The sequence below is a fragment of the Streptomyces sp. NPDC020489 genome, assembly GCF_044386545.1.
Taxonomy (GTDB): domain Bacteria; phylum Actinomycetota; class Actinomycetes; order Streptomycetales; family Streptomycetaceae; genus Streptomyces.
Window position 1 is genome coordinate 427,945 of the sequence record NZ_JBIRUZ010000007.1, and the last position, 14,792, is coordinate 442,736.

General features: G+C 70.9%; 17 protein-coding genes and 1 tRNA gene. 4 read left to right on the top strand and 14 right to left on the bottom strand.

What is annotated here, in order from left to right; all coding sequences use genetic code 11:
* Nucleotides 1-237 precede the first annotated feature (237 nt).
* Entirely contained in the window at nucleotides 238-993 is a 756-nt protein-coding gene (locus ACH41F_RS21675; protein ID WP_398836985.1) for a TetR/AcrR family transcriptional regulator, read from the top strand.
* A gap of 86 nt (nucleotides 994-1,079) precedes the next feature.
* On the opposite strand, the gene ACH41F_RS21680 is transcribed toward ACH41F_RS21675, so the two are convergent.
* The 4 genes from ACH41F_RS21680 to ACH41F_RS21695 all read right to left on the bottom strand — a co-directional run bounded on the left by ACH41F_RS21680 (nucleotide 1,080) and on the right by ACH41F_RS21695 (nucleotide 5,531).
* Nucleotides 1,080-1,553 carry a TIGR03618 family F420-dependent PPOX class oxidoreductase gene (locus ACH41F_RS21680; protein ID WP_391233586.1) on the bottom strand — a complete coding sequence of 158 codons (474 nt, stop codon included), beginning with the start codon at nucleotides 1,551-1,553 and terminating at the stop codon, nucleotides 1,080-1,082.
* Between the two features lie 9 nt (nucleotides 1,554-1,562).
* Entirely contained in the window at nucleotides 1,563-2,387 is an 825-nt protein-coding gene (locus ACH41F_RS21685) for a YceI family protein (protein ID WP_398836987.1), read from the bottom strand.
* Between the two features lie 134 nt (nucleotides 2,388-2,521).
* Entirely contained in the window at nucleotides 2,522-5,035 is a 2,514-nt protein-coding gene (locus ACH41F_RS21690) for an MFS transporter (RefSeq protein ID WP_398836989.1), read from the bottom strand.
* Nucleotides 5,036-5,048: 13 nt separating this feature from the next.
* Nucleotides 5,049-5,531, bottom strand: coding sequence for a MarR family transcriptional regulator (locus ACH41F_RS21695; protein ID WP_391233589.1), 483 nt, complete (start codon nucleotides 5,529-5,531; stop codon nucleotides 5,049-5,051).
* Between the two features lie 198 nt (nucleotides 5,532-5,729).
* Between ACH41F_RS21695 and ACH41F_RS21700 the strand changes: the two genes are divergently transcribed.
* Nucleotides 5,730-5,927 (top strand): hypothetical protein, encoded by a 198-nt coding sequence (locus ACH41F_RS21700; protein ID WP_391233590.1) that lies wholly within the window; start codon nucleotides 5,730-5,732, stop codon nucleotides 5,925-5,927.
* A gap of 530 nt (nucleotides 5,928-6,457) precedes the next feature.
* Here ACH41F_RS21700 and ACH41F_RS21705 read toward each other — a convergent pair.
* The 8 genes from ACH41F_RS21705 to ACH41F_RS21740 form a co-directional block, all read right to left on the bottom strand.
* Nucleotides 6,458-7,342 carry a SigB/SigF/SigG family RNA polymerase sigma factor gene (locus tag ACH41F_RS21705; protein ID WP_391233591.1) on the bottom strand — a complete coding sequence of 295 codons (885 nt, stop codon included), beginning with the start codon at nucleotides 7,340-7,342 and terminating at the stop codon, nucleotides 6,458-6,460.
* 348 nt (nucleotides 7,343-7,690) lie between these two features.
* Complete coding sequence (locus ACH41F_RS21710) at nucleotides 7,691-8,557, bottom strand: RNA polymerase sigma factor SigF (protein ID WP_398836992.1); 867 nt, start codon at nucleotides 8,555-8,557, stop codon at nucleotides 7,691-7,693.
* 171 nt (nucleotides 8,558-8,728) lie between these two features.
* The gene (locus ACH41F_RS21715; RefSeq protein WP_361517462.1) at nucleotides 8,729-9,022 is read right to left on the bottom strand and encodes a Dabb family protein; all 294 of its coding nucleotides are present in this window, start codon (nucleotides 9,020-9,022) and stop codon (nucleotides 8,729-8,731) included.
* 8 nt (nucleotides 9,023-9,030) lie between these two features.
* A complete protein-coding gene (locus ACH41F_RS21720; protein WP_398836994.1) occupies nucleotides 9,031-9,210 on the bottom strand; it encodes a hypothetical protein in 180 nt (59 codons plus the stop codon).
* 364 nt (nucleotides 9,211-9,574) lie between these two features.
* A tRNA-Ser gene (locus ACH41F_RS21725) sits at nucleotides 9,575-9,659 on the bottom strand.
* Between the two features lie 44 nt (nucleotides 9,660-9,703).
* On the bottom strand, nucleotides 9,704-10,129 hold the full coding sequence (gene tadA, locus ACH41F_RS21730) for a tRNA adenosine(34) deaminase TadA (RefSeq protein ID WP_391233667.1): 426 nt from the start codon (nucleotides 10,127-10,129) through the stop codon (nucleotides 9,704-9,706).
* A 56-nt stretch (nucleotides 10,130-10,185) separates the two neighbouring features.
* A complete protein-coding gene (locus ACH41F_RS21735) occupies nucleotides 10,186-10,725 on the bottom strand; it encodes a hypothetical protein (RefSeq protein WP_391233668.1) in 540 nt (179 codons plus the stop codon).
* A gap of 245 nt (nucleotides 10,726-10,970) precedes the next feature.
* On the bottom strand, nucleotides 10,971-11,174 hold the full coding sequence (locus ACH41F_RS21740) for a hypothetical protein (RefSeq protein WP_391233594.1): 204 nt from the start codon (nucleotides 11,172-11,174) through the stop codon (nucleotides 10,971-10,973).
* Between the two features lie 129 nt (nucleotides 11,175-11,303).
* On the opposite strand from ACH41F_RS21740, the gene upp reads away from it, so the two are divergent.
* Complete coding sequence (gene upp / locus ACH41F_RS21745) at nucleotides 11,304-11,939, top strand: uracil phosphoribosyltransferase (protein ID WP_391233595.1); 636 nt, start codon at nucleotides 11,304-11,306, stop codon at nucleotides 11,937-11,939.
* Nucleotides 11,940-12,025: 86 nt separating this feature from the next.
* Here the strand turns inward: upp and ACH41F_RS21750 are convergent, their stop codons facing one another.
* A complete protein-coding gene (locus ACH41F_RS21750) occupies nucleotides 12,026-12,670 on the bottom strand; it encodes a LytR C-terminal domain-containing protein (protein ID WP_391233596.1) in 645 nt (214 codons plus the stop codon).
* Nucleotides 12,671-12,769: 99 nt separating this feature from the next.
* The gene (locus tag ACH41F_RS21755; protein WP_030420160.1) at nucleotides 12,770-13,066 is read right to left on the bottom strand and encodes a type II toxin-antitoxin system VapB family antitoxin; all 297 of its coding nucleotides are present in this window, start codon (nucleotides 13,064-13,066) and stop codon (nucleotides 12,770-12,772) included.
* 104 nt (nucleotides 13,067-13,170) lie between these two features.
* Here ACH41F_RS21755 and ACH41F_RS21760 point away from each other — a divergent pair, with 104 nt between their 5' ends.
* Nucleotides 13,171-14,766, top strand: a complete 1,596-nt coding sequence (locus ACH41F_RS21760) for a helicase HerA-like domain-containing protein (protein ID WP_398836997.1) — start codon at nucleotides 13,171-13,173, stop codon at nucleotides 14,764-14,766.
* Nucleotides 14,767-14,792: the final 26 nt, after the last annotated feature.

Genomic DNA, 14,792 nt, shown 5'->3' on the forward strand with positions numbered 1-14,792 from the left:
ACCCCGTGGTGCGGGAAGGGGTCGCCTAGACGCCCGGTGGTGCGGGAAGACGTGGCCTGGGCGCCCGTAGCGCGGGGAAGAGGTCGCCCAGACGCCCGGCGCGCAGGAGGAGGGCACCAGCGCCCAGGGGCGCGGGCGGGCGTGGTCGTGGGGCGTGTGTGCTTGATCGCGCGGGTCCCCGCGCCCCCGTGGGGGCGCCTAAGCTGATCGGCGAGCGCAGGACCAGGAAGGTGGGCCATGGTGAAACCGGGCCGGCGGACGGCGCGCACCAGCGTGTGGCTGGAGAGCGGCAAGTCGCGGCGGGGAGGTCAGCCGTCCGGACTCGACCGGGACCGGATCACCGCCGCCGCCGTCCGGCTGCTGGACGCCGAGGGCCTGGCCAAGTTCTTCATGCGGCGCCTGGCGGCCGAGCTGAACGTCACCGCGATGTCCGTGTACTGGTACGTCGACACCAAGGACGAACTCCTCGAACTCGCCCTCGACTCCGTCTGCGGTGAACTCACGCTGCCCGACCCGGAGGCCGACGAGGACTGGCGGGACCAACTGCGCACGCTGGCCCGCGGCTACCGCGGCATGCTGGTCCGCCATCCCTGGGTCTCCCCGCTGATCGGGACCTTCCTCAACATCGGCCCGAACTACCTGGAGTTCGCCCAGGGCATCCAGCACGTCATCCGCCGCACCGGTCTGCCCGCCCACGGTCTGGCCGCGGCCATCTCCGCCGTCTTCCAGTTCGTGTACGGCTTCGGCACGATCGAGGGCCACTTCATCGCCCGCTCCACGGACGTGGGCATGACCCCGGACGAGTACTTCCGGCACGCCATGAGCACGGTGACCCAGGACCCGGGGGCCGCCGAGGTCGTCAGGCAGTCCGAGGACATCATGACGGCCCGCGGCGGCGACACGGTCGAGGAGATGTGGGAGCGGGACTTCGACTTCGCCCTGGACCTCCTGGTGGCCGGCATCGAGGCGATGGTGAAGAGAGAGGGTGACTGAACCGACCTCAGGGGCGCGGGGAACTGCGCGACCAGCGACCAGCCCCGTCGGACCCGCAGCCGCACACGCACCGCACCCCCGAGCCGTCACGCGCCCGGCGAAGCCAACCGCGCAGGAAACCCGCCGGTGGCGACCGGTCCCCACCGCACCGGCGTGACCCGGATGATCGACTTCCCCTGCTTCACCATCGCCTCCCGGTACTCGTCCCAGTCCGGGTGCTCACCCGAGATGTTCCGGAAGTACTCCACCAGCGGCTCGACGGACTCGGGCGAGTCGATGACCTCCGCCGTCCCGTCCACCTGCACCCACGGCCCGTTCCAGTCGTCGCTCAGGACGACGACACTCACCCGCTCGTCCCGCTTGGCGTTCCGCGTCTTCGCCCGCTCCGGGTAGGTCGACATGACGAGCCGCCCGGAGTCGTCGACCCCGCAGGTCAGCGGGGAGGCCTGCGGGCTGCCGTCGGCCCGCCGGGTCAGCAGCAGGGCCCGGTGCCGGGGGCGGACGAAGTCGAGCAACTCGTCCAGGGAGACGGCTGTGTTCCTCGCGATGTTCGGTGCCATGCCCTCAGCCTAGGCCTGCGGAGGCAGCGAATCCCCTTGCACCGCCTGGATGTCGAGCTCCACCCTCAGCGTCGTACCGATGGCGGCGATGCCCGCCTGCACGACCTGGTTGTAGTTCATGGCGAAGTCCTCGCGCCGCAGCTGGGCGGTGGCCCGGAACGCCGCCCGGGTGCCGCCCCACGGGTCGGCGCCGGTGCCGAGGTAGGCGAGGTCGAGGTCGACGGGCCGTACGACGCCGTGCAGGGCGAGTTCCCCGTGCACGGTCCAGCGGTCCGCTCCGGCGGCCGTCAGCCCCGAGGACCGGTAGGTGATCTCGGGGTACCGCTCCACGTCCAGGAAGTCCGCCGACTTCAGGTGCCCGTCCCGCATGGCGTTCCCGGTGTCGATGGAGTCGGCCCGGATCACCGCCTCCACCCGGGACCCGCCGATGTCGCCGGGCGCGACCTCGATGGCCGCGGCGAAGTCCGTGAACCGCCCGCGCACGCTGGAGATCCCCAGATGCTGGGCCACCGCCCCCACGGTCGAGTGCGCCGGGTCCACGGTCCACGGCCCGGGCGGCGGCAGCTCGGTCCCGCCCTGCCGGCCCAGCGTCACCGTGCCGACGTCGGCGCGGCCGCTCGCGGTGACGAGGGCGCTGGAGGCGGCCGGCGCGTACCCGACAGCGGTGACGATCACTGTGTACGCCCCGGGCGGCAGCGGGTTCGGGTCCCGTACGGTGCCCTCGGTGTCGGCCTCGACGCGCAGCACCTGCGCGCCCGTCATGTCGGTCACCGTGACGACCGCGTGCGACACGGCCCATCCGTCCCGGGTACGGATCTTCGCGGTCAGTCCCATTTCACGTGCTCCTCAGGAATGCGACCGGCCCGTGGCGGGGCGCGCACCTCCGCTCAGAGCGCACGCCCACCCGCCACGGGCCGGGGTTTTCAGGGTCGGGCCTTGCCTGGGGCCCCGTAGGGCCCCCGGGGCCCCTACTCGCCGGGGTGGGCGAGTTCGATGTCGTGGCCGTCGGTTCCGCGACCGTCCACCGTCAGGGCCGTCGCCACCGGCGGGTAACCCGTGGCGATGACCGTGTAGTCGCCGGCGTCCAGGTCGGTGAAGGCGTACGCCCCGTCCGACCCGGTCGTCGCGGTGCCCACGACGTTCCCGGCCGCGTCGACGAGGGTGACCCGCGCGTCGGCCAGCGGCCCGTGCGGGGCCCGTACGACACCCAGCACCTGGGCCCCGGACTCCAGATCGACCTCGATCCGGGTGACGCCCGTGCCGCCGACCTCGACGGGCAGCGCCCGCGGCCGGTACCCGGCGGCGTTCACCGCGACGGTCACGGCACCCGGCACCAGCTCGGCGAAGCCGAACTCGCCCTGCTCACCGGTGGTCCCGGTGGCCAGCAGGTCGCCGCGCACGTCGGTCACGATGACCATGGCGTCCTTGACGGGCAGCGCGCCGTCCACGGCCCGCACGACCCCGCTCAGCCCGCTCGTGCCGCTGAGCAGGATGTCGTACGCGACCGGCTCGCCGTTCACGACCACGGTCGAGGCCTGCGGCTGGAAGCCGTCCGCCGAGGCGATCAGGACGTAGGAGCCGACGCTCGGCGCGTCCACGGCGTAGGAGCCGTCCGCCTGGGTCACCGACCGGCCGAGCTGCCGTCCCGCGAGGGAGATCAGCGTCACCGCGGCCTGCGGGACCGGCGCGCTCTCGGCGCCGCGGACGAACCCGCGGACCGGGATGCCGCCGCCGGAGGAGACGGCGGGCGCCTCCAGGGTGGCCACGGCGGCGTGCCGCTCGGTGCCGTCGGGAGCCGGCTGCGTCTCGGCGGTCGCCGCCCAGCTCGGGACGCGCTCCTCGGAGGGCGCCGGAGTCTCGGTCGCCGCCTCCTCGGCCGGCGCGCTCTCCTGCGCCAGCGCGCCCCTGGTCCGCAGCGGGACCTCCTTGATGAACAGCGTGACCAGGAAGGCGACCGCCGCCAGGGCCGCCGCGATCAGGAACACGTCCGCGATGCCGTGGCCGTACGCGCTCTCCATGACCGTGCGCAGCGGCGCGGGCAGCTTGTCCATGTCCGGGATCTCGGAGGAGGAGCTCGAACCGGAGGCGAGGGAGGCGTACTTGGGGCCGAGGGCGGCGATGCCGTCGGTGGCGTAGTCGGTGATCTTGTCGGCCATCACGGCGCCGAGCACCGAGACGCCCATCGCACCGCCGAGGGACCGGAAGAAGGTGACCGTGGAGGACGCCGAGCCGAGGTCCTTGGGCTCGACCTGGTTCTGGGTGCACAGCACCAGGTTCTGCATCATCATGCCGATGCCGAGACCCAGCAGCGCCATGAAGATCGCGGTCTTCCAGTACTCCGTGTCGTAGCGGATGGTGCTCAGCAGACCGAGGCCCGCCGTGATGAGCACGCCACCGCTGACCAGCCAGGCCTTCCAGCGCCCGGTGCGGGTGATGAACTGCCCCGAGACGGTGGAGGAGACGAACAGACCGCCGATCATCGGGATGGTCAGCACACCCGACATGGTCGGGGACTCGTCGCGGGCCAGCTGGAAGTACTGGGCGAAGAACACCGTGCCGGAGAACATCGCCGTACCCACGAACATCGACGCGATCGACGACAGCGTGATGGTCCGGTTGCGGAACAGCCGCAGCGGGATGAGCGGTTCGGCGGCCTTCGACTCCACGAGGACGAAGACCAGCGCGAGCGCGATCGAGCCGCCGACCATGGCGTAGGTCTGCCAGGAGACCCAGTCGTACTTGTCACCGGCGAAGGTGACCCAGATCAGCAGCAGCGAGACCGCCGCCGCGACGAAGAACGCGCCGGCCCAGTCGACCTTGACGTCCCGCTTCACGACCGGCAGGTGCAGGGTCTTCTGGAGCACGATCAGCGCGATGATCGCGAAGGGCACACCGACGTAGAAGCACCAGCGCCAGCCCAGCCACGAGGTGTCGGTGATGACACCGCCGAGCAGCGGGCCGCCGACGGTGGCGACGGCGAAGGTCGCGCCGAGGTAGCCGGAGTAACGGCCGCGCTCACGCGGGGAGATCATCGCCGCCATCACGATCTGCGCCAGGGCGGACAGACCGCCGACGCCGATGCCCTGGACCACCCGGAAGGTGATCAGCGTGCCGGCGTTCTGGGAGAGGCCGGCGGCCGCGGAGCCGAGGACGTAGATGACCAGCGCTATCTGGACGAGCGCCTTCTTGCTGTAGAGGTCGGCGAGCTTGCCCCACAGGGGAGTCGAGGCCGTCATCGACAGCAGGGCCGCGGTGACGACCCAGGTGTAGGCGGACTGGCCGCCGCCGAGGTCGCCGATGATCTCCGGGAGGGCGTTCGAGACGATCGTGGACGACAGGATCGCCACGAACATCCCGAGCAGCAGCCCGGAGAGGGCCTCCATGATCTGCCGGTGCGTCATGGGGGCGTGCCCGGAGTGCGCGGTGCCTCCCCCGTGCTTGGCGTGGGTGGCCCGCACACCGGCTGGTGTGGTCGTTGCCATGGGCTTCCTTCTCTTACGTGCTTGCGGGTGTACGGGTGATTTCCTCGAACACGCGAGGGGCGGTGCGGCAGTCGTCGAAGCTGGCCCGCAACCGGGCCATCAGGCCGGTCAGCTGGTCCACCTCGTCGTCGCTCCAGTCGCTAAGCCGCTCGGCGAGCAGCTCACAGGTCCGCTGCGAGAGCTCCTGGAGCTGGACCAGGCCCGCGGGGGTGAGGTGCAGGATGCGGCCGCGTTTGTCCGACGGGTCGGGGGAGCGCCGGATCCAGCCGCGCTCGGCGAGATGCGCCGCGTGCCGGCTGGTCACCGACATGTCGACGGCGAGCAGCTCCGAGAGCTTGCTCATGCGCATGTCCCCGTGCCGGGCGAGCAGCGTCAGCACGGCGGCGGAACCGCTCGGGCAGTCGGACGGCAGGATCCGTCCCATCTCCCGCTTCACGGCTCCGAAGGCGCTGAACTGGCGGATCAGCTCCTCGTACTGCGCCTGGCGCCGGGCCATCCCCACCCACCTCCGTGTTCGTTGCTTAGGGCAACCATAGGAGTGATTGGTTGCTACAGGCAAACAAAAGGGCCGTCCTCGGCATAAAAACTTGGCAAAGGCAAGTATTGCGACCGTAAACGCGCACGTGGGAGCGGATGCGGCGGCCTGACCACCCCCGCTTGGGCCGCCGCGGCGGATTCGCTAGTGTCTCGGGGCATGGCTAACACCCAGGGCCCCCAGGGCAACCACGACCCCGCCGGCAGCACCCAGATGTTCCGCGCGTTCGTCGACGAGGCCCCGCAGGGCCGTCAGCCGGCGGCCGCCTCCTCCTCCGGTCCCCGCATCGGCCTGATCGTCGGTGTCGTCGTGGCCGTGGCGATCGTCGCGGCGGTGGCCTGGCTCGCGCTCAAGTAGGCCACCTCCGGGCGCCGACCCCGAGCGCCTCGACCATGCGCGCCCCGAAGGTCACCGTGCCCGAACAGACCGCAGGGCGACCGGAGTTCGGGGACTTCACGCTCACCTTCTCGCGCTGGCGACCCTCGGCGGCGGCCCGCACACCGGATTGCCCCAGGTGGGTGCGTCCGTCGGGGAACCGGAGTCCGTGACACCGGAGTTGGCGCCGCCCGCCGTATCGGCAGGCGACGTCGAGTCATGCGTGGTCACGAAAGTTCCGCCCGAGGCAGCGGAGTTGGTGCCGTACGCGCTCCGGCAGCGGCACCAACCGCACCTCCCCGGCAGCCCGCATCGCCCCCAGGGCGTCCCGTACGCGGGTCCGAGCACCCCACGCCCCCGCTGCCCCCGTACGCGTCCCGACAGGGCGCCCCAGACGGACGACGGCCGCCGACGCGCCGGTCGCGGCGCCTCGACGGCCATACGTCCATGTCGTACGCGGCATCGGCCACGGTGGCTGACGCTCTGTCACATGCCGACCCCTGCTGCGGGCTTCAGTCCGAGATCAGGCCCTCGCGCAGCTGGGACAGGGTCCGGGTGAGCAGCCGGGAGACGTGCATCTGGGAGATGCCGACCTCCTCGCCGATCTGGGACTGGGTCATGTTGGCGAAGAAGCGCAGCATGATGATGCGCCGTTCGCGCGGCGGCAGCTTGGCCAGCAGCGGCTTGAGGGACTCGCGGTACTCCACGCCCTCCAGAGCGGTGTCCTCGTAGCCGAGGCGGTCCGCCAGGGAGCCCTCGCCGCCGTCGTCCTCCGGGGCGGGGGAGTCCAGCGAGGAGGCGGTGTACGCGTTGCCGACCGCGAGGCCGTCGACGACGTCCTCCTCCGACACGCCCAGGACGGCGGCGAGTTCGGTGACCGTCGGGGAGCGGTCGAGCTTCTGGGAGAGCTCGTCGCTGGCCTTGGTCAGGGCCAGGCGCAGTTCCTGGAGCCGTCTCGGCACCCGGACCGACCACGAGGTGTCGCGGAAGAACCGCTTGATCTCGCCCACGACCGTCGGCATCGCGAACGTCGGGAACTCGACGCCCCGTTCGCAGTCGAAGCGGTCGATCGCCTTGATCAGGCCGATGGTGCCGACCTGGACGATGTCCTCCATCGGCTCGTTGCGCGAGCGGAAGCGGGCCGCCGCGTAGCGCACCAGCGGGAGGTTGAGCTCGATGAGGGTGTCCCGGACGTAGGCACGTTCGGGGCTGTTCTCGTCGAGGGCGGCCAGCCGCAGGAAGAGGGAGCGGGACAGGGTGCGGGTGTCGATGGCTCCCGAGGTCTCCGGGAGGGCCGGGGCCTCCACGGGCTCGACAGCCGTGGTGTCGTCGAGCGTGGGCGCAGCCTCGCTCTTGATGAGCGTGAGCACCTTCGAGCTGCCCTGGTCTGCGGACATGCCACCCCCTTTGGGTCGCGGGACGGTCGCGGCAACGCTCCGGGGAGGAACGCCGGCCTTCACCTGAATACCGGAGCCCGAGCCCCGGCAAACGCTCTTCCCGCAGAATGTCACATGTCGGCAACACGCTGTAGTGACATGTCGACATGCGAGACGTGAATCCGCCCTGGATAAAGGGGGTCTGACGGTATTTCGGCTGGGAAATGCCGGGAACGGCGCAAGTGAGCGATTCGCTCTTACCGGTTACGCCTCGATCCTGCTTGCGAACTGCGGCGTTCCGGAACGCGCTCCCGTGCGCCCCTCATGCATCCGGCGGTGCACCTGACTTCGTGCCCGACCGCGCGTCGACTATGCGTCGATCCGATTGGCTGACCGCAGCCGCTGGAAGCTACGCGCGAGTAGCCGTGAGACATGCATCTGGGAGACGCCGAGTTCCGCGCTGATCTGCGACTGGGTGAGATTGCTGTAGTAGCGCAGAAGCAGGATCCGCTGTTCCCGCTCGGGCAGTTGGACCAGCAGATGGCGGACGAGGTCGCGGTGCTCCACGCCGTCCAGGGCCGGGTCCTCGTAGCCGAGCCGGTCCAGCAGTCCGGGCTGCCCGTCGCCCTCCTGGGCCGCCTCCAGCGAGGTCGCGTGGTACGAGCGCCCGGCCTCGATGCAGGACAGCACCTCGTCCTCGCCGATGCGCAGCCGCTCGGCGATCTCGGCCGTGGTCGGGGTGCGCCCGAAGGCGGTCGTGAGGTCCTCGGTGGCGCTGCTGACCTGCACCCACAGCTCGTGCAGCCGGCGCGGGACATGGACGGTGCGTACGTTGTCCCGGAAGTACCGCTTGATCTCGCCGATGACGGTCGGCATCGCGAACGTCGGGAACTGCACGCCCCGGTCCGGGTCGAAGCGGTCGATCGCGTTGATCAGCCCGATGGTGCCGACCTGGACGACGTCCTCCATCGGCTCGTTGCGCGAGCGGAAGCGGGCGGCGGCGTAGCGGACCAGCGGGAGGTTCGCCTCGATGAGTGCCGCACGCACCCGGTTGTGCTCCGGAGTGCCCGGCTGGACCTGCTTGAGCTGGGCGAAGAGCACCTGGGTGAGGGCCCGGGTGTCCGCGCCCCGGCTGCGCTGGGGGGCGGCGGGCGCCGGGGCCTGGGCGGGCGCCGGGGGCTGGGTGGGCGCCTCTTCCTGAGGCGGCGCAGTACTGGCCGACACGGTCAACGCCACCTCTTCATCGGTCTTCAGCGGTCAACTCATCCGTCAAAAGCGGTCATAGCATCACAAGACATGTGCACTGTGTGCAAGCACCGCATAACCCCGTGTTGAGGGAAGAGTTGGGGCATAAGACGCAAAAACGCCCCCCGCCGTTCCGGCGAGGGGCGTGCGCGGGAGGGGGGATCAGTACGCGTAGTCCGCGATCACCCAGGTGGCGAACTCCTTCCAGAGCGCCACTCCCGCCTGGTGCTCCGGGTGCTCCACGTACCGTCGCAGCGCGTCCGCGTCCTCGAACCCCGAGTTGATGGCGAAGTCGTAGGCGATGGGGCGGTCGCTGAGGTTCCAGCCCAGCTCCCAGAACCGGATCTCCTCGATCTTCCCGTCGAGCGCGCGGAAGGCCTCGACCCCCGCCACGACCCGCGGGTCGTCGCGCTCGACGCCCTCGTTGAGCTTGAACAGGACGAGGTGGCGGATCATGTGCGCTCCTAGTTCTGCGCCCCGTCGGCGAGCCAGGTGAAGAAGTCGCCGATGGCCTTGGCGGCGTCCGATATGCCCTCGAACCCTATCTGGACGTAGTCCGCGGCCTTCTCCGGGTCCGTGATGATCACGTACAGCACGAAGACCACGACGATGTAGACAGCGGCCTTCCTGGAATTCACCGCCACCGCGGCCTCCCCCGTGACTGTTGAGTCCTCTGGGACTTCTGTGTCGGCCGCGAGTGTAGCTTCAGGTCGTATTTAAGGACCAACGACCTGCGGCTACGGGTCCTTTGCCGGTCCCGTGAAGCCCTGCCGGAACGCAGGCTGGAGGTGAGCCCGGCGGACCTCGCAGGAACCCCCCGGGCGGGACGGACCCCACTGCGGGGTGCGCGCTCCCCTCCCCCCGAGGCGGCGCGCACCGGAGGGTCCGGACCTCGGCCGGGGGAAACGGCTCATCCCCCCGAACCGCCTCCCCCGGCCGTCCTGCTCCGCCGGACCCCCGCGCCCCGACGCACGAAGGGCCCCGTCTGACGACGGGGCCCTTCTCAAGCGGTAGCGGAGGGATTTGAACCCTCGGTGACTTGCGCCACACTCGCTTTCGAGGCGAGCTCCTTCGGCCGCTCGGACACGCTACCGAGGGAGACCTTACAGCACAGCGGGGCGTGGTTTGAAATCGGATTCAGCGGTCCCGGAAGAACGCGGTGAGCAGGGCCGAGCACTCCGGTGCCAGCACGCCGCCGATCACCTCGGGGCGGTGGTTGAGGCGCCGGTCCCGCACGACGTCCCACAGGGAGCCGGCCGCGCCGGCCTTGTCGTCACGGGCGCCGTAGACGACGCGGTCCACACGGGACTGCACCAGCGCGCCCGCGCACATCGTGCAGGGCTCCAGGGTGACGACGAGCGTGCAGCCGGTCAGCCGCCACTCGCCGAGCTTGGCGGCGGCCCGCCGGATCGCCAGGACCTCCGCGTGGGCGGTCGGGTCGCCGACCGCCTCGCGTTCGTTGTGCCCGGCCCCGAGCACGGTGGTGCCGTCCGCGGCCAGTACGACGGCCCCCACGGGGACGTCCGCACCGGCCCGCCCGGCCTCGGCCAGGGCGAGCCGCATCGCGGCCCGCCAGCGGTCGCGCACCGGGTCCCGGGGCCCCTCGGTGATCCTCCCGGTCAGCGGACGGTCTCCAGCACCTCCGAGGCGCCCAGGGCCTCGGCGATCGCGGTGAGCGCGTCCTCGGACAGGGACTTCAGCTCCTTGACGCTGACGCCCAGGTCGTCGAGGACCCCGGGGTCACCGACCGGACCGTGCGGCACGGCCTCGGCGGAGCCACCGGCCTCGGCGACGTCGTCGTCCTCCTCCTCGTCCGCACCGTCCTCGGTGCCGTCGAGGTCGAGGGCGTCCAGGTCGGGTTCGTCGTCCTCGGGCTCCCTTCCGAGCAGTTCGTCGGTGAGCAGGATCTCGCCGTAGCTGCTGCGGGCAGCGGCGGCGGCGTCCGAGACGTAGATACGAGGGTCTTCCTCACCGTCGATGCGGACGACGCCGAACCAGACGTCCTCCTGTTCGATCAGTACGAGCACCGTGTCGTCCTCGGCCGCGGCTTCCCGGGCGAGGTCGGCCAGATCCGACAGCGTCTCCACATTGTCGAGGAGCTCTGTGTCGCTCGCTTCCCACCCGTCTTCGGTGCGCGCGAGCAGTGCGGCGAAGTACACCGTGACTCTCCCACTGGTCATAGGTGTGCCGGTTGGGGGTCCCCCCGGCGGAGGCTGTGGGCGGGGAGGCATTGGCTCCGAGCCCCGCCCACTCGGAATCGTGGCAGAAACGGAGCGTTCAGGGGACGTCTTCGGCACCCTGTGTCCGCCCGTTTTGATCGTCCACCAGCGGGATCGTACGCGGCTCGGGCGCCGGGGAGGTACGGGGGCGCCGGAAGAGGGCGGGTCGCCGCGGGGCGGTCGGCCTACCAGCGGAAGGTGCGCATGCGCATCGCGTGGCGCAGCCGGGCGGTCTTGGCGCGGCGCGGCTGGACACGGTCGCGCAGCTCCCGGGCCTCGGCGAGATCGCGCAGGAACTGGGCGCGGCGCCTGCGGCGTTCGGCGTCGGTCTCCCCTCGTGCCGCGTTCTCGTACGACTCCCGTGTCCCGGGCGACTCCTGGTCCGGCATGTGTTCACCACCCCATTGCGTCCTTCCCACTTTCCCTCCGACGAGGGGTTTGATGCCAGCGGACGGGTGACCGGGGGTTTGCCGCCACGCGGGACGCCGGGGGCGGTGGGCCCGGTTAATGTTGTGGACATGCGTCTCCACGTCGTCGACCACCCTCTGGTCGCTCACAAGCTCACCACGCTGCGCGACCGGCGCACCGACTCCGCGACCTTCCGCCGGCTGGCCGACGAACTGGTCACCCTGCTCGCCTACGAGGCCACGCGGGACGTGCGGACCGAGGCGGTCGACATCACGACCCCGGTCACCACGACCACCGGCGTCAAGCTCTCCTACCCGCGCCCCCTGGTGGTGCCGATCCTGCGAGCCGGCCTCGGCATGCTCGACGGCATGGTCCGGCTGCTGCCGACCGCCGAGGTGGGCTTCCTGGGCATGATCCGCAACGAGGAGACGCTGGAGGCGTCCACGTACGCCACGCGCATGCCGGAGGACCTCTCCGCGCGCCAGGTGTACGTCCTCGACCCGATGCTGGCCACCGGCGGCACGCTCGTCGCGGCGATCCGCGAGCTGATCAAGCGGGGCGCGGACGACGTGACGGCCGTGGTGCTGCTCGCCGCGCCCGAGGGCGTGGAGCTCATGGAGCGCGAGCTGGCGGGGACGCCGGTCACCGTCGTGACGGCGGCCGTCGACGACCACCTGAACGAGCATGGGTACATCGTGCCGGGCCTGGGCGACGCCGGTGACCGCCTCTACGGCGCCGCCGAGTAAGGACCCGGTCTCTCCTCCGCAGGGGTGCGAGGGTCCGCGGGCCGGCGGTGGCCGGTCGCGCGGTCCTGCGCGCCCCTGAGGTGTCTTCAGCAGGTCTTCCCGGACGGGCTCGGCGACGGCTGCGGCCTGCCCAGCGCGGCCAGCGCCTTGTCCGCCGTGGCCTTCGCCGTGAGGGACCTGAACCCGGTCCCGATGATCAGGTCCAGGTCGGTGCCCTTGCGGCCGTCAGGACGTGCCTGCGCGCCGGCCAGCTGGGTGCCGAGGACCGGCAGCGAGGTGCTCACGGCGGAGGTGGGGCCGAGCAGCAGCCCGGTGCCCTTGACCTTCTTGTCGAACTCGGCGCTCGCGTTGCCCACGTCACCGATCCTGAAGCCGCGCTTCTTCAGCTCGTCGGCGGTCTTCTTGGCGAGCCCCGCGCGGGGCGTGGCGTTGAAGACGTTGACGGTGATCTTCGCCGGCGCGGGATACGCGGTGCCGGCGGTGGGCGACGCCGACGGGGACGCCTTGGTCCCGCAGTCCGCCTTGGTACCGGCCGCCGAGGCCTGGTCGCTGTTGCCGGTGAAGACCTCGATGAGCTGCAGGGTGCCCCAGCCGACCAGACCGAGCGCGGTGACCGAGGCCACGGTCGCGACGACGAGCCGGCCGCGCCGCCGGGGGCGGCGCATGCGTGGGTACTTGTCCCCCGTGATCCGGTATTTGCCGCCCATGCCTGGGGGAGTCAGCATGCTCATGGGCGCAGCGTAGTGCGCCCGGGCGACGATGCCTACTAAATGATCATTGGATTCGGGTCAGGTGAACCCGAAAGGGCCAACCCTTCACAGGGGCGTCACTCAATCCAGCTCCAGTACACGCGCGTGGAGCACCTGGCGCTGCTGGAGCGCCGCTCGTACCGCGCGGTGGAGACCGTCCTCGAGATACAGGTCGCCCTGCCACTTCACGACGTGCGCGAAGAGGTCGCCGTAGAACGTGGAGTCCTCGGCGAGCAGGGTTTCCAGGTCGAGCTGGCCCTTGGTCGTCACCAGCTGATCGAGGCGGATCGGGCGCGGAGCGACGTCCGCCCACTGCCGGGTGCTTTCCCGGCCATGGTCGGGGTATGGCCGGCCGTTTCCGATGCGCTTGAAGATCACACGGAAAGCCTACCGGTCAAGACCTTCCGGGCGCAGCCTCGGCGGCGGAGTGTGATGCTGGAAAAGATGCCGTAAGAGGGGGCAAACCGGAACAGGTGCCTGAGATGAGTGACAGCGAGACCATGCCGCAGGCCGCCGCTCCCGAGGCCCCGGGCAGTGCCCCCGCCCTCCCGAAAGAGGCCCTCGAGATCGCCTCCGGGTACGCCTTCGGCGGTCCCGCCCTCGATCTCGGCGCCCTGCTCTGGGACGGGGTGTGCCTGCCGGACGCGCAGGTCAGGATCCCGCTGGCGATGCTGAACCGGCACGGCCTGGTGGCGGGCGCCACGGGCACCGGCAAGACCAAGACGCTCCAGCTGGTCGCCGAGCAGCTCTCCGCACAGGGTGTGCCGGTGTTCCTGGCCGACATCAAGGGGGACGTGTCCGGGATCTCGGCACCCGGCGCCGAGAACGACAAGGTCCGGGCTCGGGCCGCCGACGTCCACCAGCGGTGGACCGCGACCGGCTTCCCGGCGGAGTTCTACGCCCTCGGCGGCATCGGCCACGGCATCCCCGTGCGCGCCACGATCACCGACTTCGGCCCGCTGCTGCTGTCGAAGGTGCTCCAGCTGAACCAGACCCAGGAGCAGTCGCTCGGCCTGGTCTTCCACTACGCCGACAGCAAGGGACTCGAACTCGTCGACCTCAAGGACCTCCGGGCCGTCGTCACCTTCCTGACCTCCGACGAGGGCAGGCCGGAGCTGAAGGACATCGGCGGGCTGTCGAGCGCCACGGCCGGGGTCATCCTCCGCGCGCTCACCGCCTTCGAGGCGCAGGGCATGGCCGACTTCTTCGGGGAGCCGGAGTTCGACACGAACGAGCTGCTGCGCACGGCCGAGGACGGGCGCGGCATGGTCTCCGTCCTCGAACTGCCCGCCGTGCAGGACAAGCCGCGGCTGTTCTCGACGTTCCTGATGTGGCTGCTGGCCGACCTGTTCCACGATCTGCCGGAGGTCGGGGACACCGACCGGCCGAAGCTCGTCTTCTTCTTCGACGAGGCGCATCTGCTCTTCCACGGCGCCTCGAAGGCGTTCCTGGAGTCGGTCACGCAGACCGTCCGGCTGATTCGCTCGAAAGGGGTCGGCGTCTTCTTCGTGACGCAGACCCCGAAGGACGTGCCCGCCGACGTCCTCGCCCAGCTCGGCAACCGTGTCCAGCACGCCCTGCGGGCCTTCACCCCGGACGACCAGAAGGCGCTGAAGGCCACCGTGCGGACCTTCCCGGACTCGGCGTACGACCTGGAGGAGCTGCTCACCGGACTCGGCACGGGAGAGGCGGTGGTCACGGTGCTCAGCGAGAAGGGCGCCCCCACCCCGGTCGCCGCGACCCGGCTGCGCGCCCCCGAGTCCCTGATGGGCCCGGTCGACACCGCCGCCCTCGACAGCGCGGTCACGGCCTCGCCGCTGTACGGGCGTTACGCACAGGCTGTGGATCGCGAGTCGGCCTACGAGAAGCTGGGCGCCCGGCGCGGGGCGAAGGGGCCGGACGAGATGACGGCCGAGCCGGCGCCCCCGGCCCCGGCGGGCTCGCGGAAGGAGGAGCCCTCCGTCGTCCGACAGGTCGTCGACAGCGGCGTGTTCAAGTCCCTCGCCCGGTCGCTGGGCACGCAGATCGGCCGGGAGATCAGCCGTTCGATCTTCGGTACGGCCCGGCGGAGGCGGTAGCCGGACGGGCCCCGCCTCCGCCGTGG